Raw genomic sequence first — 22,775 nt, 5'->3', positions numbered from 1 at the left:
GAGCAGTTGGCTTTTAACCAATTGGTCGAAGGTTCGAATCCCTCACGACCCACCAGATCTTGCCCCGTGCCTTCATTGGCGCGGGGCAATTTTTGTTATGCGTCAGAAAGATTCCGCGGCGTTGCCTCGACGCACGCCCGGGTACCTGGCGTGAGGTCGACTGGAGCGGGGAGCGTGGCAGGCGTATCCTTGTGCGCGAGCCACGGCTCATGTCCTTCAGAGGATGACGCTCGACAGGACACTGCCAAGGGCGATAGACGCCCAAGGCACCAGTTGCAGTCTGGGGAGCCCAGCTGCAGCGCAAGGGAGGGCCGCCACGCGCCGTTCGTGCTCATGGCCGGGCCCTGACCCACTCAGCACAGGGGGAGCCCCTGTGGGCTAGGTGAGAGACACATGAACAGCCTGACAAATGCCATGCCGGGTCGTGAGGCCCACGATAGCGTCCGCGAGCAGGTGCGAGAGCACCTCGCCCGTGCGTACTGCCCGACCCGTCCCGCGGCAGGGGATGCCGCGCTGATCGCCGAGATCAAGCAGCTGCTCATCAAGCGTGATGCCGTACTGGTCGCCCATTACTATTGCGATGACGCCATCCAGCAGCTTGCCGAGGACACCGGCGGCTGTGTCGCGGATTCCCTCGAGATGGCGCGCTTCGGTGCCCGTCATGACGCCTCGACGTTGATCGTCGCCGGCGTGCGCTTCATGGGCGAGACCTCCAAGATCCTCTCCCCGGAGAAGCGCGTGCTGATGCCGACGCTGGAGGCGACCTGCTCGCTGGATCTGGGCTGCCCGGAAGACGAATTCGCCGCCTTCTGTGATGCCCATCCCGATCGCACCGTGGTCGTCTACGCCAACACTTCGGCGGCGGTGAAGGCGCGTGCCGACTGGGTGGTGACCTCCTCCATCGCCGTTGACGTGATCGAGCACCTCCACGCGAAGGGCGAGAAGCTGATCTGGGCCCCGGACAAGCATCTGGGCGCCTATGTGCAGAAGCAGACCGGCGCTGACATGCTGCTGTGGGATGGTGCCTGCATCGTGCATGACGAGTTCCGCGCCCAGGGCATCACCGACCTGCTCAAGGTCCACCCGGACGCCGCGGTGCTGGTGCACCCGGAATCGCCGCAGTCGGTGGTGGAGCTTGCCGACGTGGTGGGGTCCACGTCCCAGCTGATCAAGGCCGCCGTCGAGCTGCCTCACGAGCAGATGATCGTCGCCACCGACCGCGGCATCTTCTTCAAGATGCAGCAGGCAGCACCGGGCAAGCAGTTGTTCGAGGCGCCGACCGCCGGCAATGGCGCGACCTGCAAGAGCTGTGCGCACTGCCCGTGGATGGCGATGAATGGTCTCGAGAATCTGGCCGCGGTGCTGCGCCGTGATCCCGCCGAGGCCAACGGCGAGGAAATCTTCGTCGACGACAGCCTGCGTGAGCGCGCGCTCAAGCCGCTGACCCGCATGCTGGAGTTCAATCGTGGCTGATCACGCCGACGCCTGATCGACGAGAGGCGCTGCAGGCAGGCGACGCAAACCGCCGCACCCGAGGAGTCGGGGCGGCGGTTTTTCATTGTCGGCGGGAAGGGGCGGGGGAGATCAGAACGCTTCGATGGCGTTGCGGTAGTCCTTGAAGTCCTCACGCCGCGCATTGATGCGATTGGCCAGCGCGAAGTCGTCTGCCTTGCGCGCCGCCTCATCGGCCAGTTTCAGCTGGGCGAAGGCACTGTCCATGCGTCCCTCGAGCTGCTCGAATTCCGCCCGGTACAGGAAGGCTTCGGCCTGATGCCCGCTGCGGCCACTGGCCTCGGCCGCCAGATTCCAGACCTTGGGATCATCGGGATGTTCGCGGCGCATGTCTTCCAGCTGTTGGCGTGCGCTGGCGGGGTCCTGCTGCAGCCTGACCTCGGCAAGTGCCAGGCGTGTCGGCAGGTAATCCGGCTGCAGGCGCAGCAGGCGTCTGGCGCGTTGCGTGGCCTCGTCATAGCGACGTGCATCCCGGGCGACCTCGATGGCACTGGCGCTGATCAGGGTGAGGTCGGGATGCTTGTCGTGCAGGCGGTCCAGCGCCGCGAGGGCGCTGTCGATCTCGTGATTCTCGGCGGCCGCCAGTGCCTGGTAGTAGGCGATGGCATCCGGATCGGCTGAGTCCTCACTCAAGGTCACCAGCCCCTGGGAGGGCTGGCTCAGGTTGAGCGCCAGCAGGGCGCGGGCGCGTATCATCTCGTAGGCCAGCGTGCCCAGCGGATCAGGGGTCGCGGTCTCCAGAGCATCGGCACGCGCCTGGGTGTCACCGATACGTGCTTCGGTGACCGGGTGCGTCAGCAGGAATTCCGGCGCGTTGCTGCCCTGCAGGCTGGCCATGCGCTGCATGGCGCGAAACATGCGGGGCATGGCCTCGGGGTCGAAGCCGGCACGCGCCAGCGCCTCGATGCCGACACGGTCCGCCTCCTGTTCGAAGCGGCGTGAGTAGGCCAGCTGATCCGAGATCGCCGCTGCCTGGGTGCCGGCCATGGTCGCGAGACCGGCCGAGCCGCCACCGCCGGCCGCGATCACCATGCCGGCGAGAAAACCGGCCAGTGTCGGCAGGCGGGTTTCAGCCTGACGTTCCATGTTGCGGGCAAAGTGATGCTGGGAGAGGTGGCCCAGCTCGTGGGCGAGCACCGAGGCGAAGGCGTCGCGGTCCGGCGCGAAGGCGAACAGCCCCGTATTGACGCCGACCACGCCGCCGGGCACGGCGAAGGCGTTCAGCTGACTGCTGGCCACCAGGGTGATGATGAAGTCATTGCGGTCCAGCTCACTCCAGGGCGCCAGCTTGCGAACGATGCCATTGATCCAGTCCAGCGTGATAGGGTCATCCCATTCACGCACGTGGGCGCGGAACTGGCGCAGCCAGGCGCGTCCGATACGATATTCATCGTTGCTGGAAATGCCGCCGCTGGCGCTGCCCAGATCCGGCAGTCCATAGTCGTTCTGCGCCACGGCGGAGGGGCTGGCCAGGGAGGCACCCATCAGCGTCAGGCTGAGCAGCAGGCTGGACAGGGTGACGCGTGTGGTGCGTGCGTGACGAACGCGACCGCTCAAGGGGGACAGCAACGACATGCAGGCAATCCTCTTCAATAAGGTGCAAGGCACAGTCGGCCCGCACGACACATGAAGTGAGCCGGACTGACCTGGCGACCCCTCACTCTCAGGGGGTGGCGGGGCGGAAAGTTGCTTTGTCAGGCAAGGTGCCCTTAAATCGGGGCGTTTTCAAGCTGCACCCTTCATGCGTGTGGCAGAACATCATAACGAGAACGGAAGGGCAGATGGCATTCGAACGACCTGGCGCTGAGACTGCGAATCCGACGGCTGATTCCACGGCCGATACCCACCTGACAACGCTCGATGCGCGCGGCCTGCACTGTCCGTTGCCGCTGCTGCGCACCAAGCTGGCACTGGCTGGCATGAGTGCCGGCGAGCAACTCGAGGTCCTCGCCAGCGACGCCGGTGCCTGGGGCGACATCCCTGCCTATCTGGCGCTGAGCGATCACGCGCTGGTCTCGCGTGAAGAGACGGCCGCGGGTGATTATCGCTTCGTGATCAAGGCGCTCACGGAGGATGACCCCTCATGACCATGAAGACTCTGTTGCGTGGCTGGTTGGAGCGCTATTTCTCCGATGAGGAGGCGGTGGTGCTGTTTCTGGTGCTGGTGCTGGTCTTCGCGGCCGTCATCTGGCTGGGCAGCATGCTGGCGCCATTCTTCACGGCCTTGATCGTCGCCTTCCTGCTGCAGAGCGGCGTGAGCTTTCTGGAGCGGTTCGGCTTGCCGCGTCTGGCCGCCGTCAGTCTGATGACGCTGGTGTTCATGGGCATCATGCTGGCCAGTGCGCTGATCCTGTTGCCGCTGGTCTGGCATCAGCTGGCCAATCTGATCCAGGAGATTCCCGGCATGTTCGCCTCGGGACAGCGCTGGCTGGGCGAGCTGCAGCAGCGCTTCCCCGGCCTGATCACGCCGGAGCAGGTCCAGCAGTGGGTCGGCGCCGCCGGGCGTGAGCTGACCCAGTTCGGGCAACGTGCGGTGTCCCTGTCGCTGGCGTCGCTCGGCAACCTGATGGGCGTGGTGATCTATCTGGTGCTGGTGCCGATCCTGGTGTTCTTCATGCTCAAGGATCGCGAGCGGCTGGTGGAGTTCACGCTGGCATTGCTGCCGCGCAAGCGCCTGCTGATGAGTCGGGTGTGGAACGAGATGGATGACCAGATCGCCAACTTCGTGCGCGGCAAGGTGATCGAGATCGTCATCGTCGGTGGCGTCAGCTACGTCACCTTCGTCATCTTCGGATTGCCGTACTCGGCGCTGCTGGCCATCGTGGTCGGTTTCTCGGTGCTGATTCCCTACATCGGGGCGGCGGGTGCGACCCTGCCGGTGGCCGCCGTGGCCGGTTTCCATTTCGGGCTGGGCGATACCTTCATGTACGTGATGATCGCCTACGGCATCATCCAGGCGCTGGACGGCAACGTGCTGGTGCCGTTGCTGTTCTCGGAGGCGGTCAATCTGCACCCGGTGGCGATCATTCTGGCCGTGCTGTTCTTCGGCGGGATCTGGGGCTTCTGGGGCGTGTTCTTCGCCATCCCGCTGGCCACGCTGATGAAGTCGCTGCTCTACGCCTGGCCGCGTCGTTCCCGCGCCGAGGCAGGCCTGCCCGAAGAAGAAGTGCAGAGCTGAGCGCATGTCCCGGGCCTCGTCCCGTGTCGCCTGCATGAAAAAGCCCCGCCGATCGGTGGGGCTTTTTCATGGGCGAGTGGCGGCGTTTCACCGCCATGGCCCTCCAGCAGGACCCTTGCGCACAGGCAGGCCTTGACGCTCGGGGCTTGCAGCCTTCCGGCGAGCATCACTTGCCGGCGTCGAGCTCGCGGGCGGCGTCCAGCACTTCCTCGACATGGCCCTTGACCTTCACGCCACGCCATTCGCGCGCCAGGTTGCCGTCGGCGTCGATCAGGAAGGTGGAGCGCACCACGCCGAGACTTTCCTTGCCCATGAATTTCTTCATGTGAATGACGTCAAAGATCTTGCACAGGGTCTCGTCCGGGTCGCTGATCAGCTCGAACGGGTAGCCCTGCTTGGCCCGGAAGTTCTCGTGGGTGCGCAGACTGTCGCGGGAGACGCCGAGAATCACGGTGTTGGCCGCTTCGAATTCCTTGAGGTGGTCGCGGAAGTCACCGCCTTCGGTGGTACAGCCCGGCGTGTGGTCCTTCGGGTAGAAATAGATGACGGCTTGCTTGCCCTTGAGGCTCGCCGGGGTGACTTCGGTGTCACTGGTGGCTTGTGCGGTAAAATCGGGAATTGGCTGACCGAGGCTGACGCTCATCGTGCTCTCCTGGCGATGACTGACGGCCATGTGGCGGCTGACAGTGTGGAATGAGGAAAAAAACCGGCAGTCATGGGCATCGCGCTTGCCCGGTTCTGCGGTATGTCCTGCATTACACGCAGGGCGCCCGAACTTGTCAAAGACGGGGCAGAACTCTTGTGTTTCACCGCCTTGGCGACCGGCGTCATCGGGCCCGTCCGGCGTGCATCTGTCCCGTGGACAGGCGAGGGAATCCATCGCTTTGCACAACCGGTGCAGATGGCGTCTGTACAGGCTTCGATGGTCTTTGTAACATCATCACCCTTGGCGCGACTCGCGTGTCGGCGTGCCCACGCAATCAGAGTCCTGCGTCAACCAATCTATGTCAGATGTCTGTCCCCGGGATCTGCTGTTTCAACAGCACAGGGACACGCCTGGCGCATCAGGCACCAGAGGAGAATTCGAGGGATGATCACAGGTAGCATTGTCGCACTGGCGACCCCGATGAAGGCCACCGGCGAGATCGACTGGGACGCCCTGCGCCAGCTGGTCGCCTTCCACCTCGAAAATGGCACCGATGCCATCGTCGCCGCCGGCACTACCGGCGAGCCGACCACCATGTCCTTCGCGGAGCACTTCGATGTGATCCGCTGTGTGGTCGAGACGGTCGCCGGCAAGATTCCGGTCATCGCCGGGACTGGCGCCAACGCCACCTCCGAAGCCGTCGAGCTTGCCCGTTATGCCAAGGAAGTCGGTGCGGATTACTGCCTCTCCGTGGCGCCGTACTACAACAAGCCGACCCAGGAAGGGCTCTATCAGCACTTCAAGGCCGTCGCCGAGCAGGCCGGCATTCCGGTCATTCTCTACAACGTGCCGGGTCGTACCTGCTCCGATATCTACAACGAGACGGTCTTCCGCCTCGCCGAGCTCGACAACATCGTCGGCCTCAAGGATGCCACCGGCAATCTGGAGCGTGGTCAGGAGCTGATCGACCGCCTCAAGGGCACCGATTTCGCGCTCTACTCCGGTGATGACCCCACGGCCTGCGACTTCATCCTGATGGGCGGCCACGGTGACATCTCCGTGACGGCCAACGTCGCACCGCGCCTGATGCACGAGATGTGCGCCGCCGCCGTCGCCGGCGATGCCGAGCGTGCTCACCAGATCAACACGCGTCTGATGCCGCTGCACTCCGCGATGGGCGTTGAGTCCAACCCGATTCCGGTCAAGTACGCCATGCATCGCATGGCGCTGGCACCGGAAGCCGGCGTGCGTCTGCCGCTGACCTGGCTGTCCGAGCAGTATCACTCCACGGTCGATGAAGCGCTGCAACTGGCCGAGGTGCTCAACTGATGAGTCAGCGTCTTGTGCCACTGGCCCTGCTGACGGCTCTCGCGGTCGCCGGCTGCTCCAGTGATGGTTATTACTATGACCGCAACAGCGAGTATGCGGACGCCAGCATCGCGCCGCCGCTCGAGCTGCCCGAGACACGCAATCGTGCCGAATATCAGGACTCGATGCCGGTGCCACAGGCCAGCAGCGATTTCCTGGCCAGCGATGACTTCGAGGCGCCGCGTCCGCAGCCGCTGGCGACCAGCGAGAAGGGACAGCGCGAATTCGTCGCCCTGCGTCAGAGTGGCGATGCCCGCTGGCTGGCGGTGAATGCCGCGCCTGCGGCGGTCTGGACGCGCCTGCAGACCTTCGCGCGTGACCAGCAGCTGGACGTGCAGAGCATCGATGCCGGCAAGGGCGAGATCACCACCAGCCAGGGCGTGATCAGCGTCAATCAGGGCCTGCGTGCCGACGCCTCTGAAGTGCGTTGTCAGCAGGGCGGTGACGTCTCCGGCAGCTGCCTGAACGCGCTGCGTGGCTATCTGGCAGCCTCGCCTGCAGACAGCGGTGTCTCGCTGGCGGCGCAGTCGCTCAGCCGTGACGACCGGGTGCGTCTGGAAGGCCGTGACGGTACCTGGCAGATCGACCTGGCACTGGATACCGAGCGCAGCTGGGCCGAGCTGCTCTACCAGCTGCAGAAGAACTTCAACACCGACTACCAGAAGCTGGTGGATCAGAACCGCTCACGTGGCGAATTCATGGTCAACTACATCCCGCGGGAAGATCGCGACGGTGGCTGGCTGGGGATCGGCGGGGATGGCGAGCCGCTGCCGATGGTGCTCACGCTGCGTGGCGAGCAGGATCATACGCTGGTCACAGCCAAGCGCGCCGACGGTGAAGAGACCACGCCTGCACTGGCCCGCGAGCTACTCGACGCCGTGGCGTCGACGCTGCGCTGAGCATGCTGCTTGATGCGTCTGCCGCCTCATTCGACCTTGCGTCGGATGAGGCGGCTGCGTTCTCGGCGCCGGCCCGCAGCGGCGTGATGTCGATGGCCTCGCTGGGCAGTGGCAGCAAGGGCAACGGCACGCTGATACGCACGCGCGAGGCGCTGGTGCTGGTGGACTGTGGCTTCACGCTCAAGGAGAGCGAGGCGCGTCTGGCGCGGCTCGGGGTGCATCCTTCGCAGCTGGATGCCGTGCTGGTCACCCATGAACATGGTGACCATCTGGGAGGCATCGGGCCGCTGGCGCGCCGTCATGGTGTGCCGGTGCATCTGACCACGGGCACCTGGCTTGCCGGCCGCGCGAAGAAGCTGGGCACGTTGCCGAGCCGTCATCTGATCACGCCGCAGCAGGAATTCGCGATCAAGGATCTCGAGATCCTGCCGGTGACCGTGCCGCATGATGCACGTGAGCCGGTGCAGTTCGTGTTCAGCCGACGTGGCGAGACGGCCACGCGGCGTCTGGGCGTGCTGACGGACCTCGGTCACGTCAGCGAGCACGTGCTGAGCTGCTTTGCCGACTGCGATGGTCTGGTGCTGGAGTTCAACCACGACCCGCAGATGCTGGCCAGTGGCCCTTACCCGCCCAGCCTCAAGCGGCGGGTCGGTGGACGGCTCGGCCATCTGGCCAACGCCCAGGCCTGTGCCGCGCTGCCGTATCTGGGGCTGGAGCGCCTGCAGCGGCTGGTCGCCTCGCACCTGTCGGAGAGCAACAATCATCCGTCATTGGCCCGGGAGGCACTGGCCCCCTGGCTTGCGGATGACGATAGCCGCCTGATCATCGCCGCGCAGGACAGTGGCTTTGGCTGGCAGGCCATCGCCTGATACTCATGACGCCCGGTCGCTTCGCGATCGGGCGTTTGTGATTCTGGATGAGCTGACCAGATGGACAGCTCTCGAATCACGCCATACACCAACGCCACGGTCCTTCTCGACTGGGCGTGACAGACTCAAGCGTGATCGATTCATCGTCGACCGCCTCAACACTCGACGCGACTAGCGTCATCAGGGGGAATCTCATGGAAAAGCGTGAAGAGCTCTACGCTGGCAAGGCCAAATCCGTCTTCGTCACCGACGATCCGGATCTTCTGCTGCTGGAATTCCGCGACGATACCAGCGCCTTCGACGGCAAGCGTATCGAGCAGCTGGACCGCAAGGGCATGGTCAACAATAAGTTCAATGCCTTCATCATGGAGAAGCTCAAGGCGGCCGGTATCCCGACCCACTTCGAGCGTCTGGTCAGCGACAACGAGTGTCTGGTCAAGCGTCTCGACATGATGGCGGTGGAGTGCGTGGTGCGTAACATCTCCGCCGGCTCACTGGTGCGTCGTCTGGGTGTCGAGGAAGGCCTCGAGCTCAATCCGCCGACCTTCGAGCTGTTCCTCAAGAACGACGAGAAGGGCGACCCGATGATCAACGAATCGCTGGTCGAGACCTTCGGCTGGGCAGAGCCCAAGCACCTGGCGCGCGCCAAGGAACTGACCTTCCAGGTCAACGACATCCTCAAGCAGCTGTTCCTCGATGGCGGCATCCTGCTGGTCGACTACAAGCTCGAGTTCGGTGTCTTCAAGGGTGAGGTCGTGCTGGGTGACGAATTCTCGCCGGACGGCTGCCGTCTGTGGGATGCCGAGACGCGCGAGAAGCTCGACAAGGACCGCTTCCGTCAGGGTCTGGGCGGCGTGATCGAAGCCTACGAGGAAGTCGGCCGTCGTATCGGGATCGATTTCACGGCGTGAGCATGGCGTGAGGCCGCCGCCTCACTCACGATGCACGCATGAACGAGACGACCCTCCTGCCAGTGGCAGGAGGGTCGTCTCGTGTCAGAGGTTCGCATGTGCAGAGGTGAAGCGGTACGGAGGCGTTACCCGTGGCGCAGTCTCGCCAGCTCGATCACCTGCTGTGCGACACTCGCCAGCGCGTGATCCTGACCTTCGTCATCCAGGCTGCCATCCTCGCGAAAGGCACTGCCTGCCCGGGATACCGCGATCTGCTGGGGCGCGACCAGCATGCCGAGGTTGTTCAGATAGAGTCGCACGAACGGCAGGGCGCGCATGCCGCCCATCCCGCCCGGGGACGCCGAGACGATGCCGACCGGCATGCCGCGCAAGGCATCCATGCCGCTCTGGCCTTCGGTGTCCGGACGCGACAGCCAGTCAAAGGTGTTCTTGAGCAATGGGCTGAAGAAGCCATTGTATTCCGGGGTGGCCAGCAACAGCCCCTGATGGCTGGCAAACAGGGCCTGCAGACGGTCTGCACTGGCAGGACGCCCGTTGGCTTCTTCGCTGTCCCCATCGTAGAGCGGCATCGGGAAGTCGTTGAGGTCGAGCAGGTTGATCTCGGCTCCCTGATCGCCGGCCAGATGGGCGAGGCGAGTGATCAGGCGCCGATTGACGGAGGCCTTGCGGGTACTGGCGGCAAAGGCAAGCAGACGAATACTCATGCGGCGGACTCCCGGTGGAACACGTGAAGATGCTGGAATGCACGCCCAGTATGGTCAGGAGTCGTGACGGTTCGCCAATGCAATCTGGCATTGTCCTGATCTGGCGCCGCTCTCTCGTTCAGCTGGCCACGATGGCGGCGACCTGCATCGTCAGGCTGCCGTCGGGTTGGGTGTACGCCGTGAAGCGCACATCCACGTCCACCAGCTGCACGCCATATTGACGCTTGCCATCGGCAGTCTTGGCGGCGTGGTAGGCGGGGCGCGGGTCCTGGGCGAGCACTTCCTCGATCAGCGCGCGCAGCGTGGCACTGTCGGAGCGCTGTTCAAGCTGCTGCTCGGCCTCGTCACTGAACATGACGGCATGGCGTGGCGGCGGGGCAGGCGCGTAACCGGCACGTGCCTGGGGCACGGCATCGACCCACGGCAGATAGGGCTTGATGTCCATCACCGGCGTGCCATCCAGCAGGTCATGGCCGCGCAGCAGCAGGCGCACGCCGCTGTGCCTGCCCGTCTGTCTGCCCCCCGGCCTGTCGCTGGCGCCTGTCTCGACGCCTGCAAGCTCGACCACCGACTGGCCCAGTCGGTTGGGGCGATGGGTACTGCGCGAGGCGAACACGCCGGTGCGTGCATTGCCACCCAGGCGTGGCGGGCGGATCAGCGGCGTCCAGCGTGTGGGGCTGGCGTGGAACAGGAAGTGGATCCACAGGTGGCTGAAGCCGTCGATGTCGCGCACGCAGTCCGGGTCATCGAAGGGCGGCAGCAGGTGCAGGATGGCGGTGGCATGGCGTGCCAGACCCGGCTGGCGGGGAATGCCGAACTTGTCCGGGTAGCAGCTCTCGATGATGCCCACCGGCTGCATGGTCTGTTGCCCCAGTGCCATGGCCTGCTCACGCAGATGAGGGGGCAGCTGCGGCATGCGCCTGGCCAGTGCGGCATCGCTCATCGGGCGCTCGGCCGTGTCGGCGGTCGGATGGGGGCTGGCGGGCTGATCGGAAGAGGACATGGCAAGACCGTGGCAGAGGCTGAAGTGATGACGGGGCAGGATGTCGTGTGACATCCCGGGCCGCCATGATGCCATGCTCGTCGTCGTACGGCATGACTGGTCTCGCCGGGCTGGCTTGTGTAGTCTGCCGCGAGAGCAGTGCCCCGCGGCACTGAGTCGTGATGCTGGCGTCGGAGCGAGAGCGCTCCACGCGATTCTTGAGGGCCAATCAGACCATGTCAGACCCCATCGCCATTGCCGCCACCGCCGATGGCCTGCAGCCGACGCTGGATCTTGATCATCTGGCGCAGGCGAGCCAGCAGTTGATCGAGGCCGGGCGCGCACTGGACGCTGCCGGTCAGGTGCCTGCCACGGGCGGCAATTTCTCCTGTCGCCTCAGTGATCGCCTGATGGCGGTGACTGCCTCGGGCTGCCACAAGGGCCGCCTGACCAGTGGCGATATCCTGGTCAGCGATTTTGCCGTCAGATTGCTGGGTACATCACGCAAGGCCTCGGACGAGGCACGCCTGCATGGCCAGCTCTACGAGGATCTGCCGCAGGCGCAGGCGATTCTGCATACCCACTCCAGGGCCGCCACCGTGCTGTCGCTGTGTCATGAGGGCGACACCCTGAACCTGGAGGGCTTCGAGCTCAACAAGGCCCTGGAAGGTATCAAGAGCCATGAGACGCCAGTACGTCTGGCGGTGTTCGACAATACTCAGGACATCGATGCGCTGGCGCTGGACGTGCGGGCCCGCCTCAAGGCGGATGCCGGCCTGCATGGCTACCTGATTCGTGGTCATGGCCTCTATACCTGGGCCAGCAGCATGACGGCCTGCCGCCGGCATGTCGAAGCGCTCGATTTCCTGATGGGCTGTGAACTGGAACTGAGGAGACAGCAATGAGCTTTCTGGCCATCTACGCCGAACAGGACGCCTCGCGTCCGCAGTTGATCACGACCGATGGCGCGCGGATCGCCAGCGAACTCGAGGCCGAAGGCATCCGCTTCGAGCGCTGGACGGCGGGCTGCGAGTTGCGTGATCCCACCGACCAGGCTCAGGTGCTGGCGGCCTATGCCGACGATGTCGCGCGTCTCAAGCTGGAAAACGGCTTCGTGACCGCCGACGTGATCGGTCTGACGCCGGATCACCCCGAGCGGGAAGCGCTGCGGGGCAAGTTCCTCGATGAGCATCGCCACGCGGAGCACGAGGTGCGCTTCTTCGTGCGCGGCAGCGGCATCTTCTACCTGCATCTGGGTGAGCGGGTGCTGGCGGTCGGTTGCGAGAAGGATGACCTGATCGCCGTGCCGGCCGGTATCGCGCACTGGTTCGACATGGGACCGACGCCGGACTTCACCGCCATTCGCCTGTTCACCAATCCGGAGGGCTGGGTCGCCAACTTCACCGACAACGACATCGCCGCCCGCTTCCCGCGTCATGAAGCGCTGGCGGAACACTTCACCCAGACTGCCGCCCCGCATTCCCAGGAGTCCGCATGATTCGCGCCATCGTCACTGACATCGAGGGCACCACCGGCTCGATTCGCTTCGTGCATCAGGTGCTGTTCCCCTATGCGCGCGCCAATCTGGGCGATTTCCTGCGCGCCAATGCCGAGCGCGATGATGTCGCCGAGCAGCTGGCAGCCACCCGTGAGCTGGCCGAGGCGCCCGAGGCGGACCTCGAAACCGTGATCGGCATCCTGGAAGGCTGGATCGATGCCGATCGCAAGGCCACGCCACTCAAGGCCCTGCAAGGCATGGTCTGGGCGAAGGGCTACGCGGACGGCGACTTCACCGGCCATGTGTATCCCGATGCCGTGAAGGGATTGCGTGACTGGAAGGAACGCGGGCTGTCCCTGCATGTCTATTCTTCAGGCTCGATCCAGGCGCAGAAGCTGCTGTTCGGTCACTCGGATGCCGGGGATCTCACACCGCTGTTCGCGGGCTACTTCGATACCACGACAGGGCCGAAGCAGGAGGCCGAGAGTTATCGTCGGATTGCCGCGCATCTGGGCCTGCCGGGTGCCGAGATCCTGTTCCTGTCCGATGTGGTGGCTGAGCTCGATGCCGCCGCGGCCGCCGGCTTCCAGACCTGGCAGCTGGTCCGTGAGCCCGGCATGGTCACGGGGGATCACCCTCAGGCCAGTCGCTTCGATGAAGTGTCCTTCAGCGGGTGAGAGGCAGTCGCTGATCAGACGTCTCTCGACACCCTCTGCGCCACCGCGAGTCAGCCGCATTCCCGAAAGCGAATCGCCCCGTCCCGGGGCACAAGGAGGACCTACGATTGCACAGCCAGACCGATAGCCGCGCAGCAGCCTCGCGCATCAGCATCGTGACCGCGCAGCCGCGCCACGCCGCGGATCAGGCCGAGGTGTTCTATCAGGCCGTGATGCAGGGAGCGGCCAGTCACTATGATCTGGCGCAACGCCAGCAATGGGCGTCCCGTGTGCCCAGGGATGCCGAGCGCTGGGCGGCGCGCCAGCATCGCTTCGAAGTGCTGGTGGCCGAACGGGACGGGCGCTGCATCGCCTTCTGCGAGTATGCCCCTGAATGGCCGCTGGCCCGGATCGAGATGCTCTACGTCTACCCGGGGCTGACCGGGCAGGGGATAGGCACCCGCTTGCTGGAGGAGGCCGAACAGGACCTTCGCCGACGCAAGGTGCGGGTGGTGAGTCTGGAGGCCAGTCTGATGCTGTCGCCAGGGCTTGCACGCCGCGGCTGGGAGAGCCTGGGGCTTGAGCACGTCAAGCGAGGCGGCATCTGCCTCAAGCGCGAGCGCTTCGAGAAACGTCTCGACGAGTGACGCGTGCGTCACGGTGATATCGGACATGAAGACGCCCCCACCGGTCACCCGGCGGGGGCGTCTTGCGTTCGACAGGGTAACGGACCTGGCTGGCGATCAGGCCATGGTATCGACGATACCGCCTTCCACCCGCAGCGCGGCGCCGGTGGTGGCGCTGGCCTGCTCGGAGGCCGCGTAGACGCTCATGTTGGCGACTTCCTCGGGGCTTGCCATGCGCTGGAGGATGGAGGTGGGGCGGGTCTGCTGGACGAAGTCGGCCTCGACCTCCTCAAGCGTCCTGCCTTGCTCCTCGGCGTTCTTCTTGAGCATCTCGAGCACGCCCTCGGAGCGGGTCGGCCCGGGCAGGATGGCGTTGACGGTGACCTGCGTGCCGGACAGCACCTTGGCGAGCCCGCGTGAGACGGACTGGACGGCGGACTTGGTCATGCCGTAATGGACCATCTCGCTGGGGATGTTGAGCGCCGACTCGCTGGACAGGAACTGGATGCGCCCCCAGTCGCGCTCCTTCATGCCGCGCGCATAGTGGCGGGACAGGCGTACCGCCGACATCACGTTGACCTGGAAGAACTGCTCCCAGGTGTCGTCGTCGGTCTCGAAGAAGTCCTGTGGGGCGAAGATGCCGACATTGTTGATCAGGATGTCGGTGTCCGGGACGGTCTGGATCAGCGTGTCGCAGCCTTCGCGCGTGCCCAGGTCCGCGGCCACGCCCTGTACCCTGCTGTCAGGGACGTCACGCTTGAGCTGGGCGATGGCGTCATCGACACGTGCCTGGGTACGGCCGGTCAGGGTGACGCTGGCACCCGCGCGGGCGAGTCCCGTCGCGATGGCAAGGCCGATGCCGGCGGTGGAACCACTGATGATGGCGCTGCGTCCGTGTAGATCAATCTGCATGCAACCTCCTTCACGGCAAGCGACGGCGTTCGCACACGATGGCCTGGCACCTGGGTGAGTGCCGGGACAACGGCCACGAATCGGCTCGCTGCTGTCATCTGGATGTCCTTGTTGCGTGGCGGTGCCGGGTGCGCAATGCAAGGGGCAGCGCCGGTGCGGATCAGATCTTGCGAAGGTGCATGTGACGCAACAGGCCGCCAGGCCCGAGGTCGCGGTCTTCCATGCGCTGTATGGCATGCCCTTCCAGCAGGCCATCGAGAGGCACGCTGAGATTGGTGGCCAGCAGGCGGGCCAGCGGATTGAGCAGCCGCCGGATCACCCCGGCTGGCTGCTGACCGCGCAAGCCCTTGTCGAGCAGGGACATCTCGCCGTCTGATGCCAGCACGCGCAATGCTTCATCGAAGGCTGTCTGCGGTTCTGGCACGACCGCGAAGATCAGGTGGGCGATCACGACGTCAAAGTGGCCATCGGGAAAGTCGAGTGCCATGGCATTGCCCAGCTTGACGTTGGCATCGAAGCCCAGCGCCTCGGCGCGCTCGCGGCAGCGGCGCAGCATGGCGGGCGAGGCATCGACCACCTCAAGCTCGATGTCACGGGGCAGGAAGGGCAGGTCGAGCCCGGTACCACCGCCGAGCAGCAGCACGCGAGTCCCGGCTTTCAGGTCCAGTGTCGCGATGGCGTCTCGGCGTGCCGAGCGCAGGGCACGCGCTGCCACGCGGTCGTAGATCGGTGCGTAGAGGCTCCAGCGGCGGGTCTGCCAGCGTCCGCCTGACACCGTGGAGGCGGCAGGCGGACGCTGATGAGGAGATGGCGAGGACATGGGGCGCCTCCCTGGCGGTATGGCAAGGCGTCATGAAGATGGACCGGCGTCACCGGTGGCATCAGCAGGACAGGAGCTGACCAGCAGGAAGACACTCACCTGTCATCTGGCTAGCGGGTCTCGACAGTGTAGATGCGCATCGACAGGTCGATGGCCGTCACGTCCTTGGTCAGCGCGCCGATCGAGATGCAATCCACGCCGGTGGCGGCGATGCCGGCCAGGGTGCTCTCGTTGACGTTGCCCGAGGCTTCCAGCACGGCTGGCTGGGCATGCGCCTTGTTGCGCGCGACGGCCTCGATGAGCTGATCGTTGTTGAAGTTGTCGAGCATGATGACGTCGGCACCGGCATCCAGCGCCTGTTCCAGCTCCGCGAAATTCTCGACTTCCACTTCGCAGGTCAGGTCCGAGGCGATATCGCGTGCTTCACGAACGGCGGCCGCGATGCTGCCACAGGCGGCGATATGGTTTTCCTTGATCAGGAAGGCGTCATACAGGCCGATGCGATGATTGTGGCCGCCCCCGCAGCTGACGGCGTATTTCTGGGACACTCGCATGCCGGGCAGCGTCTTGCGGGTATCCAGCAGACGCACGCCGCTGCCTTCCACGAGTGAAGCGTAGTGGTGGGCGCGGGTCGCGGTACCGGACAGCGTCTGCAGCAGATTGAGTGCTGCGCGCTCTCCGGTCAGCAGCGAGCGAGCGGGGCCTTCCAGCTCAAGGAAGGGCGTGTCGGCCTCGAGTCGGTCACCATCGCTGGCCAGCCACTTGAGACTGACACGCGAGTCGAGGCGACGAAAGAGCTCATCCACCCAGGGCACGCCGCACAGAATGGCCGCCTCACGGCTGATCACCCGGGCCTTGGCCCACTGTCTTTCGGGAATCAGCTCGGCGGTGATGTCGCCACCGCCAACATCTTCGGCGAGCAGGCGGGCGGCGCTGGTGCGGATATCCTCGGCGAGGGCGTCGTGGAAGTTCATGCGCGTCTGATCCTTGTGCAAGAAGTGCTGCCGGAGCTGGTATCGCGCCGCAGGAAGCCCCCCGACACAGACCCATGGCTGCCGAGCATGCCATAATGTGCGCCATTATAGGAAAAGCCGCGCGGGCGGTCAGTCCCTGTGTGCGATACCGGTGCGATATCTCGCCTGACGGTGCACCGGGCCGGCAGGGTCACGATCAGGCCGTCATGAAACCCACGCCCCGCGTGCAATGTCGTTCCCGTCTGGAGTCATCGATGCCCCCCTCGTCTTCCTCCCCATGGTCGGGCCAGCTGGCGCGACTGGCCGTCACCCCTGAGCACTGGCTGGAAAATGCCCGTCAGGTGCCGTCGCCCAACCACAATGCGCGTCCCGAGGGCGAAGTGTCGGCATTGGTGCTGCATTCCATCAGCCTGCCACCGGGGCGCTTCGGGGGGCCGGCCATCGAGCAGCTGTTCACCAATCAACTCGATCCCGGCGCCCATCCCTACTTTGCCGACATCCATCATCTGCGCGTCTCGGCGCATGTGCTGATCCAGCGTGATGGTCGTCTGGTGCAGTTCGTGCCCTTCGATCGTCGTGCCTGGCATGCGGGGCGGTCGCGCTGGCATGACGGAGCGCGTGAGCGCGTGGAGCTCAATGACTTCAGCATCGGCATCGAGCTCGAGGGCGATGAGGTGCACCCCTACCGCGAGGTGCAGTACCGGACGCTGGCACGGACGGTCGCCGGCCTGATGGCCCGCTACCCGGCGCTGACCCGTGAGCGCATCACCTCGCATGCGCGGATTGCGCCGTTGCGCAAGACGGATCCTGGTCCCGCCTTTGACTGGGCTTACTTCGATCGCCTGCTGGACGACATTCAGGACTAAGGTCGCAAGTGCCTCGCGATGGTGCAATGCAGCATGCAGGGGCCGGATTCCGGTCAGGGAGCGTAGCCACGGGGCGCGTTGGTAGTTTTATTACAAGACGTGCTCCAGGCGACGGCTGGCATGCGGCGGGAAATCCCGCTCGGCACTGGCCGAGACCCGCACGGCCACGGCGGTGCCAGTCCATGGCGCACGGCTGCGCGGCCATGCGCACCGAATTGGCACGGGGGGGTGTTTGCGGTATCTTTCACGCCAAATGACTGCATCTTGTGCCCTGCTTTGACGCACGAAGCACAACGCATCTGGCAGCCGGAGTCTCCGGTTGCCGCGGTTTTATCGGAGACGCGGCCCACTCAGAAGGCTGTGCCCACACTGAAGAGCGCCACTGGTTCCGATGTAGCATTTCGTCGGAACAACTGACAAAAAATTTCTTCACTCGGAGAGACGTCTATGAGTCTGGAGGCAAGAGAAGATCTCGATCCGATCGAAACCACGGAATGGTTGGACTCCCTGGAATCGGTTCTGGATCGTGAGGGTGAGGATCGTGCCCAGTACCTGATGTCACGCCTGGCCGACCGCCTGCGTCGTGATGGCCATCAAGTACCCTTCTCGGTGACCACGCCCCATCGCAACAGTATCCCCGTGCACCGCGAAGCGCGCATGCCGGGCGACCTGTTCATGGAGCGTCGTATCCGTTCGCTTATCCGCTACAACGCCATCGCTCAGGTGATCCGCAACAACCGTGCCCACAAGGGCCTGGGCGGTCACATCTCGAGCTTCATGTCCAGTGCGACGCTTTATGATGTAGGTTTCAACCACTTCTTCCGTGCACCCGAAGGCGATTTCGAAGGTGACCTGCTGTATATCCAGGGCCACGTGGCACCGGGTATCTATGCACGTTCCTTCCTGGAAGGTCGTCTCAGCCAGGAGCAGATGGACAGCTTCCGTCAGGAAGTCGACGGCAATGGCCTGTCCTCCTATCCGCACCCGTGGCTGATGCCGGATTACTGGCAGTTCCCGACCGTCTCCATGGGGCTGGGCCCGATCCAGGCGATCTACCAGGCGCACGTCATGAAGTACCTCAACTCGCGTGAGTTGAAGTCCATGTACGACCGCAAGGTGTGGTGCTTCATGGGTGACGGCGAGTGTGACGAGCCGGAATCCCTGGGTGCCATCTCGCTGGCGGGTCGCGAGAACCTCGACAACCTGATCTTCGTCATCAACTGCAACCTGCAGCGTCTTGATGGTCCGGTGCGCGGCAACGGCCGCATCATGGACGAGCTGGAAGGCGTCTTCCGTGGTGCCGACTGGAACGTGCTCAAGGTCACCTGGGGTCGCTTCTGGGATCCGCTGTTCGAGCAGGACAAGAAAGGCATCCTGCAGAAGCGCATGGACGAGGCGGTCGACGGCGACTACCAGAACTACAAGGCCAATGGCGGCGCGTACACGCGTGAGCACTTCTTCGGCAAGTACCCGGAGACGGCCGATCTGGTCAAGGACATGTCAGACGACGACATCTGGCGTCTGAACCGTGGTGGCCACGACCCGTACAAGGTCTACGCGGCGTACCACGAGGCGGTCAACAACGCCAATGGTCGTCCGACCGTCATCCTGGCGCACACCGTCAAGGGTTACGGCATGGGCATGGGCGATGGCGAAGCGGCCAACGAAGCCCACCAGGTCAAGACCATGGAGCACGAAGCGCTCAAGACCTTCCGTGACCGCTTCGGTATCCCGCTGACCGACGAGCAGCTCGAGGAAGTGCCGTACTACAAGCCGGCGGACGACAGCCCGGAAATGAAGTACATGCACCTCATGCGCGAACGTCTGAACGGCTATCTGCCGCAGCGTCGCACCGAGTATGAAACGCTGGAAATCCCGCCGCTGGACGACAAGATCTTCGCGTCCCAGCTCAAGGGCTCCAACGGTCGCGAAGTGTCCACCACCATGGCCTTCGTGCGCGTGCTCAACGGTCTGGTCAAGCACAAGACCCTCGGCGAGCGTGTCGTGCCGATCATTCCTGACGAAGCGCGTACCTTCGGCATGGAAGGCATGTTCCGTCAGCTGGGCATCTACACCGCGGCAGGCCAGAAGTACGAGCCGGTCGACAAGGGTCAGATCATGTATTACCGCGAGGACCAGAAAGGTCAGGTCCTCGAGGAAGGTATCTCCGAAGCGGGCGCCATGTCCGCGTGGGTGGCGGCGGCAACGTCCTACGCCAACCACAACCTGCCGCTGATGCCGTTCTACGTCTACTACTCGATGTTCGGCTTCCAGCGCATCGGTGATCTGGCGTGGGCCGCAGGCGATCTGCAGGCACGTGGCTTCCTGGTCGGCGGGACCGCCGGGCGTACTACCCTGAACGGTGAAGGTCTGCAGCACCAGGATGGCCACAGCCATATCCTGGCCTCGACCATCCCGAACTGCCGCACCTACGACCCGACCTATGCTCACGAAGTGGCGGTCATCGTGCAGGACGGCATGAAGCGCATGTTCGAGCAGCACGAGCCGGTCTTCTACTACCTGGCGGTGATGAACGAGAACTACGAGCAGCCGGAACTTGAAACGGTGCCCGCAGACGACATCATCAAGGGCATGTACCTGCTCAAGGAAGGCGCGAAGGACGGCAAGGCACGCGTTCAGCTGCTGGGTTCCGGCACCATCCTGCGTGAAGTCGAAGCCGCTGCCGTGATGCTGAAGGACGACTACGGTGTCGATGCCGACATCTGGAGCGTCACCAGCTTCAACGAGCTGCGTCGCGAAGCGCTGGAACTGGATCGTCAGGCCTTCCTCAAGCCGGAAGAGACCCCGGCCAAGCCGCACATCACCCAGTGCCTGGAAGGACGTGACGGCCCGGTCGTGGCGGCCACTGACTACATGAAGCTGTTTGCTGACCAGGTTCGCGCCTGGGTGCCGGCTGACTATCACGTGCTCGGTACCGATGGTTTCGGTCGTTCCGATACCCGCGAGAAGCTGCGTCACTTCTTCGAAGTCGACCGCAACTTCGTCACCGTCCAGGCCCTGAAGGCGCTGGCGGATCGTGGTGAGATCGACCGCAAGGTGGTCGCGGAAGCGATCAAGACCTACGGCATCGACCCCAACAAGCCGAATCCGCTGAGCGTCTGAGCGGAGATCGCGGAACAGGCGAGCGGCACTCCATCCTCGACATCAAGATGATGCGAAGGTGATTCGGGTGTCGCTCCCCGTGCACGTTTTGGAAGGAGCACGATCTTGAGCAGCGAAATCATCAAGGTTCCCGACATTGGCGGTAGTTCCGATGTCGAGATCATCGAGATACCGGTGGCGGTCGGAGATGTCATCTCCGCCGAAGACACCATGATCACTCTTGAGTCCGACAAGGCCAGCATGGATGTGCCGGCACCGAAGGGCGGCAAGGTGGTGAAGATTCTCGTCAAGGAAGGCGACACCGTCTCCGAAGGCGACGACATCCTGGAGCTGGAAGCGGAAGGCGGTGGTGACACCTCCTCTGACGCTTCTGACGAGCAGGAAGCGCCGAAGGAAGAGGCTCCCAAGCAGGAAGCGTCTGAGCAGCAGGCGCCGAAAGAGGCCGCTGCTGCACCGAAGGCCGCTTCCGGTGGTACCCGGACCGTCGACATCGTCGTGCCGGACCTGGGCGACTCCGAGGCCGTGCCGATCATCGAGATGGCGGTCTCCGAAGGCGACGAAGTCGACGCCGAGGATGCGCTGATCACGCTGGAGTCCGACAAGGCCAGCATGGACGTCCCGAGCCCGCACAAGGGCAAGATCGTCAAGCTGACCGTCAAGGAAGGCGACAACGTCGCGTCCGGTGACGTCATCGGTCAGATGGAAATCGCCGGTGAAGGCGGTGACAGTGCGGCGGAATCAGCGCCGGCGGAAGAATCCTCTGCGTCTGCGTCTGCGTCTGAAGAGACCGCCTCTGAAGCGCCGGCTGCCGAAGAAGAGCCGGCCTCCGGTGAGCCGGCCTCCGGTGAGCCGGAGCGCAAGGAATTGCGTGTCCCGGATCTCTCCGGCAGCGACAGCGTGCCGATCATCGAGATGGCCGTGGCCGTCGGTGATGAGGTCAACGAGGAAGACGCGCTGATCACGCTGGAGTCCGACAAGGCGACCATGGACATCCCGAGCCCCTACAAGGGCAAGGTGGTGGAGCTTTCCGTCAAGGAAGGCGACACCGTGTCCGAGGGCGACCTGATCGGTTACCTCGAGGTCGCCGGTGCCAAGCCTGCGCCGAAGGCTGCCAAGGCGGAGGCTCCGGCCGCGCCCAAGGCAGACAAGGCCGAGCAGAAGCCTGAGCCGACACCGGCCGGTACGCCGAGCCCGGAAGCCCAGATGGCGGCCCACAAGCCGAGCAAGGGTGCCAAGGTCCACGCAGGGCCTGCGGTTCGCCTGCTGGCGCGTGAGTTCGGTGTCGATCTGGCGGACGTCTCCGGCAGCGGTCCGAAGGGCCGTGTGGTGAAGGAAGATGTCCAGGCCTACGTCAAGCAGATGATGCAGAAGGCCAAGTCCGCACCGGCAGCCCCTGCTGCGCAGGCCACCGGCGGTGCCGGTATCCCGCAGGTGCCGGATCAGGACTTCAGCCAGTTCGGTGAGATCGAAGAGTCGAAGATGGGCCGCCTGATGAAGGCGGGGGCCACCAACCTGCATCGCAGCTGGCTCAACGTCCCGCACGTGACCCAGTTCGATGAAGCCGACATCACCGAGCTCGAGGCCTTCCGCAAGTCCATGAAGGCCGAGGCAGAAGCGGCAGGCGCCAAGCTCACGCCGCTGCCGTTCATGATCAAGGCGGCTGCCCACGCGCTGGCCAAGTATCCGCAGTTCAACGTCAGCCTCAAGTCTGACGGCGAGACCCTGGTGCACAAGAAATACGTGCACATCGGTATCGCGGTGGATACGCCGGACGGCCTGATGGTGCCGGTGATCCGCAATGCGGATCAGAAGAGCCTGCTGGAGCTGGCCCGCGAATCCGTGGAGCTGGCCAAGAAGGCGCAGACCAAGAAGCTCAAGCGCGAAGAGATGACCGGTGGTTGTTTCACCATCTCGAGCCTTGGCTCCATTGGGGGTACTGCCTTCACGCCGATCGTCAACACGCCGGAAGTCGCCATCCTGGGTGTCTCCAAGGCGCAGATGAAGCCGGTGTGGGATGGCGCTGCCTTCCAGCCGCGCCTGATGATGCCGCTGTCGCTGTCCTATGATCACCGGGCGGTGAACGGGGCGGATGCAGCACGCTTCACGGCGTATCTGGCTCAGGTGCTGACCGACGTGCGTCGTCTGCTGCTCTGATCCGTACCTTGCATGACAAGGGCAGGTGCCAGATGGCCTGTCGACAGAACGGCCTCCTTCGGGAGGCCGTTTTTTTT

At 64.4% G+C, this 22,775-nt stretch carries 21 protein-coding genes; 14 read left to right on the top strand and 7 right to left on the bottom strand.

What is annotated here, in order from left to right:
• The first annotated feature begins 414 nt into the window (after positions 1-414).
• Positions 415-1,473 (top strand): quinolinate synthase NadA, encoded by a 1,059-nt coding sequence (nadA, locus tag QD228_RS15960; protein WP_084209590.1) that lies wholly within the window; start codon positions 415-417, stop codon positions 1,471-1,473.
• A 111-nt stretch (positions 1,474-1,584) separates the two neighbouring features.
• On the opposite strand, the gene QD228_RS15955 is transcribed toward nadA, so the two are convergent.
• Positions 1,585-3,087, bottom strand: a complete 1,503-nt coding sequence (locus QD228_RS15955; RefSeq protein ID WP_279876034.1) for a M48 family metalloprotease — start codon at positions 3,085-3,087, stop codon at positions 1,585-1,587.
• Positions 3,088-3,293: 206 nt separating this feature from the next.
• Between QD228_RS15955 and QD228_RS15950 the strand changes: the two genes are divergently transcribed.
• Together QD228_RS15950 and QD228_RS15945 are read left to right on the top strand one after the other, a co-directional pair.
• The gene (locus QD228_RS15950) at positions 3,294-3,599 is read left to right on the top strand and encodes a sulfurtransferase TusA family protein (protein ID WP_077380174.1); all 306 of its coding nucleotides are present in this window, start codon (positions 3,294-3,296) and stop codon (positions 3,597-3,599) included.
• Positions 3,596-4,690: an AI-2E family transporter gene (locus QD228_RS15945; protein WP_077380172.1), complete on the top strand. Its 1,095-nt coding sequence runs from the start codon at positions 3,596-3,598 to the stop codon at positions 4,688-4,690. The genes QD228_RS15950 and QD228_RS15945 overlap by 4 nt, the downstream gene beginning before the upstream one ends.
• 166 nt (positions 4,691-4,856) lie before the next feature.
• On the opposite strand, the gene QD228_RS15940 is transcribed toward QD228_RS15945, so the two are convergent.
• Positions 4,857-5,333: a peroxiredoxin gene (locus tag QD228_RS15940; protein WP_077380170.1), complete on the bottom strand. Its 477-nt coding sequence runs from the start codon at positions 5,331-5,333 to the stop codon at positions 4,857-4,859.
• A 447-nt stretch (positions 5,334-5,780) separates the two neighbouring features.
• Between QD228_RS15940 and dapA the strand changes: the two genes are divergently transcribed.
• The 4 genes from dapA (at position 5,781) to purC (ending at position 9,383) form a co-directional block, all read left to right on the top strand.
• Positions 5,781-6,665 (top strand): 4-hydroxy-tetrahydrodipicolinate synthase, encoded by an 885-nt coding sequence (dapA, locus tag QD228_RS15935; protein WP_077380168.1) that lies wholly within the window; start codon positions 5,781-5,783, stop codon positions 6,663-6,665.
• Entirely contained in the window at positions 6,665-7,603 is a 939-nt protein-coding gene (locus tag QD228_RS15930; RefSeq protein ID WP_077380166.1) for a hypothetical protein, read from the top strand. The genes dapA and QD228_RS15930 overlap by 1 nt, the downstream gene beginning before the upstream one ends.
• 2 nt (positions 7,604-7,605) lie before the next feature.
• Positions 7,606-8,472 carry an MBL fold metallo-hydrolase gene (locus QD228_RS15925; protein WP_307722814.1) on the top strand — a complete coding sequence of 289 codons (867 nt, stop codon included), beginning with the start codon at positions 7,606-7,608 and terminating at the stop codon, positions 8,470-8,472.
• A 194-nt stretch (positions 8,473-8,666) separates the two neighbouring features.
• Positions 8,667-9,383 carry a phosphoribosylaminoimidazolesuccinocarboxamide synthase gene (purC, locus tag QD228_RS15920; RefSeq protein WP_077380164.1) on the top strand — a complete coding sequence of 239 codons (717 nt, stop codon included), beginning with the start codon at positions 8,667-8,669 and terminating at the stop codon, positions 9,381-9,383.
• A gap of 125 nt (positions 9,384-9,508) precedes the next feature.
• Here purC and QD228_RS15915 read toward each other — a convergent pair whose 3' ends face one another.
• Together QD228_RS15915 and tsaA are read right to left on the bottom strand one after the other, a co-directional pair.
• Positions 9,509-10,087, bottom strand: a complete 579-nt coding sequence (locus tag QD228_RS15915) for an NAD(P)H-dependent oxidoreductase (protein ID WP_077380162.1) — start codon at positions 10,085-10,087, stop codon at positions 9,509-9,511.
• A gap of 118 nt (positions 10,088-10,205) precedes the next feature.
• A complete protein-coding gene (gene tsaA, locus QD228_RS15910) occupies positions 10,206-10,946 on the bottom strand; it encodes a tRNA (N6-threonylcarbamoyladenosine(37)-N6)-methyltransferase TrmO (protein ID WP_176503953.1) in 741 nt (246 codons plus the stop codon).
• Between the two features lie 359 nt (positions 10,947-11,305).
• Here tsaA and QD228_RS15905 point away from each other — a divergent pair, with 359 nt between their 5' ends.
• The 4 genes from QD228_RS15905 to QD228_RS15890 all read left to right on the top strand — a co-directional run bounded on the left by QD228_RS15905 (position 11,306) and on the right by QD228_RS15890 (position 13,870).
• A complete protein-coding gene (locus tag QD228_RS15905) occupies positions 11,306-11,974 on the top strand; it encodes a methylthioribulose 1-phosphate dehydratase (protein WP_279876033.1) in 669 nt (222 codons plus the stop codon).
• Positions 11,971-12,567 carry a cupin gene (locus QD228_RS15900; protein WP_279876032.1) on the top strand — a complete coding sequence of 199 codons (597 nt, stop codon included), beginning with the start codon at positions 11,971-11,973 and terminating at the stop codon, positions 12,565-12,567. The genes QD228_RS15905 and QD228_RS15900 overlap by 4 nt, the downstream gene beginning before the upstream one ends.
• A complete protein-coding gene (mtnC, locus tag QD228_RS15895) occupies positions 12,564-13,244 on the top strand; it encodes an acireductone synthase (protein ID WP_084207884.1) in 681 nt (226 codons plus the stop codon). The genes QD228_RS15900 and mtnC overlap by 4 nt, the downstream gene beginning before the upstream one ends.
• Before the next feature lie 107 nt (positions 13,245-13,351).
• Positions 13,352-13,870: a GNAT family N-acetyltransferase gene (locus QD228_RS15890; RefSeq protein WP_240499645.1), complete on the top strand. Its 519-nt coding sequence runs from the start codon at positions 13,352-13,354 to the stop codon at positions 13,868-13,870.
• A gap of 96 nt (positions 13,871-13,966) precedes the next feature.
• On the opposite strand, the gene QD228_RS15885 is transcribed toward QD228_RS15890, so the two are convergent.
• The 3 genes from QD228_RS15885 to nadC all read right to left on the bottom strand — a co-directional run bounded on the left by QD228_RS15885 (position 13,967) and on the right by nadC (position 16,555).
• On the bottom strand, positions 13,967-14,761 hold the full coding sequence (locus QD228_RS15885) for an SDR family NAD(P)-dependent oxidoreductase (protein WP_279856306.1): 795 nt from the start codon (positions 14,759-14,761) through the stop codon (positions 13,967-13,969).
• A 160-nt stretch (positions 14,762-14,921) separates the two neighbouring features.
• Positions 14,922-15,581 (bottom strand): class I SAM-dependent methyltransferase, encoded by a 660-nt coding sequence (locus QD228_RS15880; protein WP_279876031.1) that lies wholly within the window; start codon positions 15,579-15,581, stop codon positions 14,922-14,924.
• Positions 15,582-15,691: 110 nt separating this feature from the next.
• Positions 15,692-16,555, bottom strand: coding sequence for a carboxylating nicotinate-nucleotide diphosphorylase (gene nadC / locus QD228_RS15875; RefSeq protein ID WP_077380152.1), 864 nt, complete (start codon positions 16,553-16,555; stop codon positions 15,692-15,694).
• 254 nt (positions 16,556-16,809) lie between these two features.
• Between nadC and ampD the strand changes: the two genes are divergently transcribed.
• The 3 genes from ampD to aceF all read left to right on the top strand — a co-directional run bounded on the left by ampD (position 16,810) and on the right by aceF (position 22,698).
• Positions 16,810-17,421, top strand: a complete 612-nt coding sequence (gene ampD, locus QD228_RS15870; protein WP_084207887.1) for a 1,6-anhydro-N-acetylmuramyl-L-alanine amidase AmpD — start codon at positions 16,810-16,812, stop codon at positions 17,419-17,421.
• 447 nt (positions 17,422-17,868) lie between these two features.
• Positions 17,869-20,544, top strand: coding sequence for a pyruvate dehydrogenase (acetyl-transferring), homodimeric type (gene aceE, locus QD228_RS15865; RefSeq protein WP_077380148.1), 2,676 nt, complete (start codon positions 17,869-17,871; stop codon positions 20,542-20,544).
• Positions 20,545-20,649: 105 nt separating this feature from the next.
• Complete coding sequence (gene aceF / locus QD228_RS15860; protein ID WP_279876030.1) at positions 20,650-22,698, top strand: pyruvate dehydrogenase complex dihydrolipoyllysine-residue acetyltransferase; 2,049 nt, start codon at positions 20,650-20,652, stop codon at positions 22,696-22,698.
• Positions 22,699-22,775 lie beyond the last annotated feature (77 nt).

The sequence above is a fragment of the Cobetia sp. 3AK genome, from assembly GCF_029846335.1.
Classification (GTDB): Bacteria; Pseudomonadota; Gammaproteobacteria; order Pseudomonadales; family Halomonadaceae; genus Cobetia; species Cobetia marina.
This window is presented reverse-complemented; position numbering and strand designations above follow the sequence as displayed.

What these genes read in the sequence shown, in the direction of transcription:
- dapA (WP_077380168.1), top strand. Translation starts at nt 5,781, where the DNA reads ATGATCACAGGTAGCATTGTCGCACTGGCGACCCCGATGAAGGCCACC.
- QD228_RS15945 (WP_077380172.1), top strand. Translation starts at nt 3,596, where the DNA reads ATGACCATGAAGACTCTGTTGCGTGGCTGGTTGGAGCGCTATTTCTCC.
- QD228_RS15955 (WP_279876034.1), bottom strand. Translation starts at nt 3,087, where the DNA reads ATGTCGTTGCTGTCCCCCTTGAGCGGTCGCGTTCGTCACGCACGCACC.
- nadC (WP_077380152.1), bottom strand. Translation starts at nt 16,555, where the DNA reads ATGAACTTCCACGACGCCCTCGCCGAGGATATCCGCACCAGCGCCGCC.
- ampD (WP_084207887.1), top strand. Translation starts at nt 16,810, where the DNA reads ATGCCCCCCTCGTCTTCCTCCCCATGGTCGGGCCAGCTGGCGCGACTG.
- purC (WP_077380164.1), top strand. Translation starts at nt 8,667, where the DNA reads ATGGAAAAGCGTGAAGAGCTCTACGCTGGCAAGGCCAAATCCGTCTTC.
- aceE (WP_077380148.1), top strand. Translation starts at nt 17,869, where the DNA reads ATGAGTCTGGAGGCAAGAGAAGATCTCGATCCGATCGAAACCACGGAA.
- QD228_RS15940 (WP_077380170.1), bottom strand. Translation starts at nt 5,333, where the DNA reads ATGAGCGTCAGCCTCGGTCAGCCAATTCCCGATTTTACCGCACAAGCC.
- QD228_RS15930 (WP_077380166.1), top strand. Translation starts at nt 6,665, where the DNA reads ATGAGTCAGCGTCTTGTGCCACTGGCCCTGCTGACGGCTCTCGCGGTC.
- QD228_RS15900 (WP_279876032.1), top strand. Translation starts at nt 11,971, where the DNA reads ATGAGCTTTCTGGCCATCTACGCCGAACAGGACGCCTCGCGTCCGCAG.
- QD228_RS15880 (WP_279876031.1), bottom strand. Translation starts at nt 15,581, where the DNA reads ATGTCCTCGCCATCTCCTCATCAGCGTCCGCCTGCCGCCTCCACGGTG.
- mtnC (WP_084207884.1), top strand. Translation starts at nt 12,564, where the DNA reads ATGATTCGCGCCATCGTCACTGACATCGAGGGCACCACCGGCTCGATT.
- QD228_RS15905 (WP_279876033.1), top strand. Translation starts at nt 11,306, where the DNA reads ATGTCAGACCCCATCGCCATTGCCGCCACCGCCGATGGCCTGCAGCCG.
- QD228_RS15925 (WP_307722814.1), top strand. Translation starts at nt 7,606, where the DNA reads ATGCTGCTTGATGCGTCTGCCGCCTCATTCGACCTTGCGTCGGATGAG.
- QD228_RS15950 (WP_077380174.1), top strand. Translation starts at nt 3,294, where the DNA reads ATGGCATTCGAACGACCTGGCGCTGAGACTGCGAATCCGACGGCTGAT.
- QD228_RS15885 (WP_279856306.1), bottom strand. Translation starts at nt 14,761, where the DNA reads ATGCAGATTGATCTACACGGACGCAGCGCCATCATCAGTGGTTCCACC.
- nadA (WP_084209590.1), top strand. Translation starts at nt 415, where the DNA reads ATGCCGGGTCGTGAGGCCCACGATAGCGTCCGCGAGCAGGTGCGAGAG.
- QD228_RS15915 (WP_077380162.1), bottom strand. Translation starts at nt 10,087, where the DNA reads ATGAGTATTCGTCTGCTTGCCTTTGCCGCCAGTACCCGCAAGGCCTCC.
- tsaA (WP_176503953.1), bottom strand. Translation starts at nt 10,946, where the DNA reads ATGCAGCCGGTGGGCATCATCGAGAGCTGCTACCCGGACAAGTTCGGC.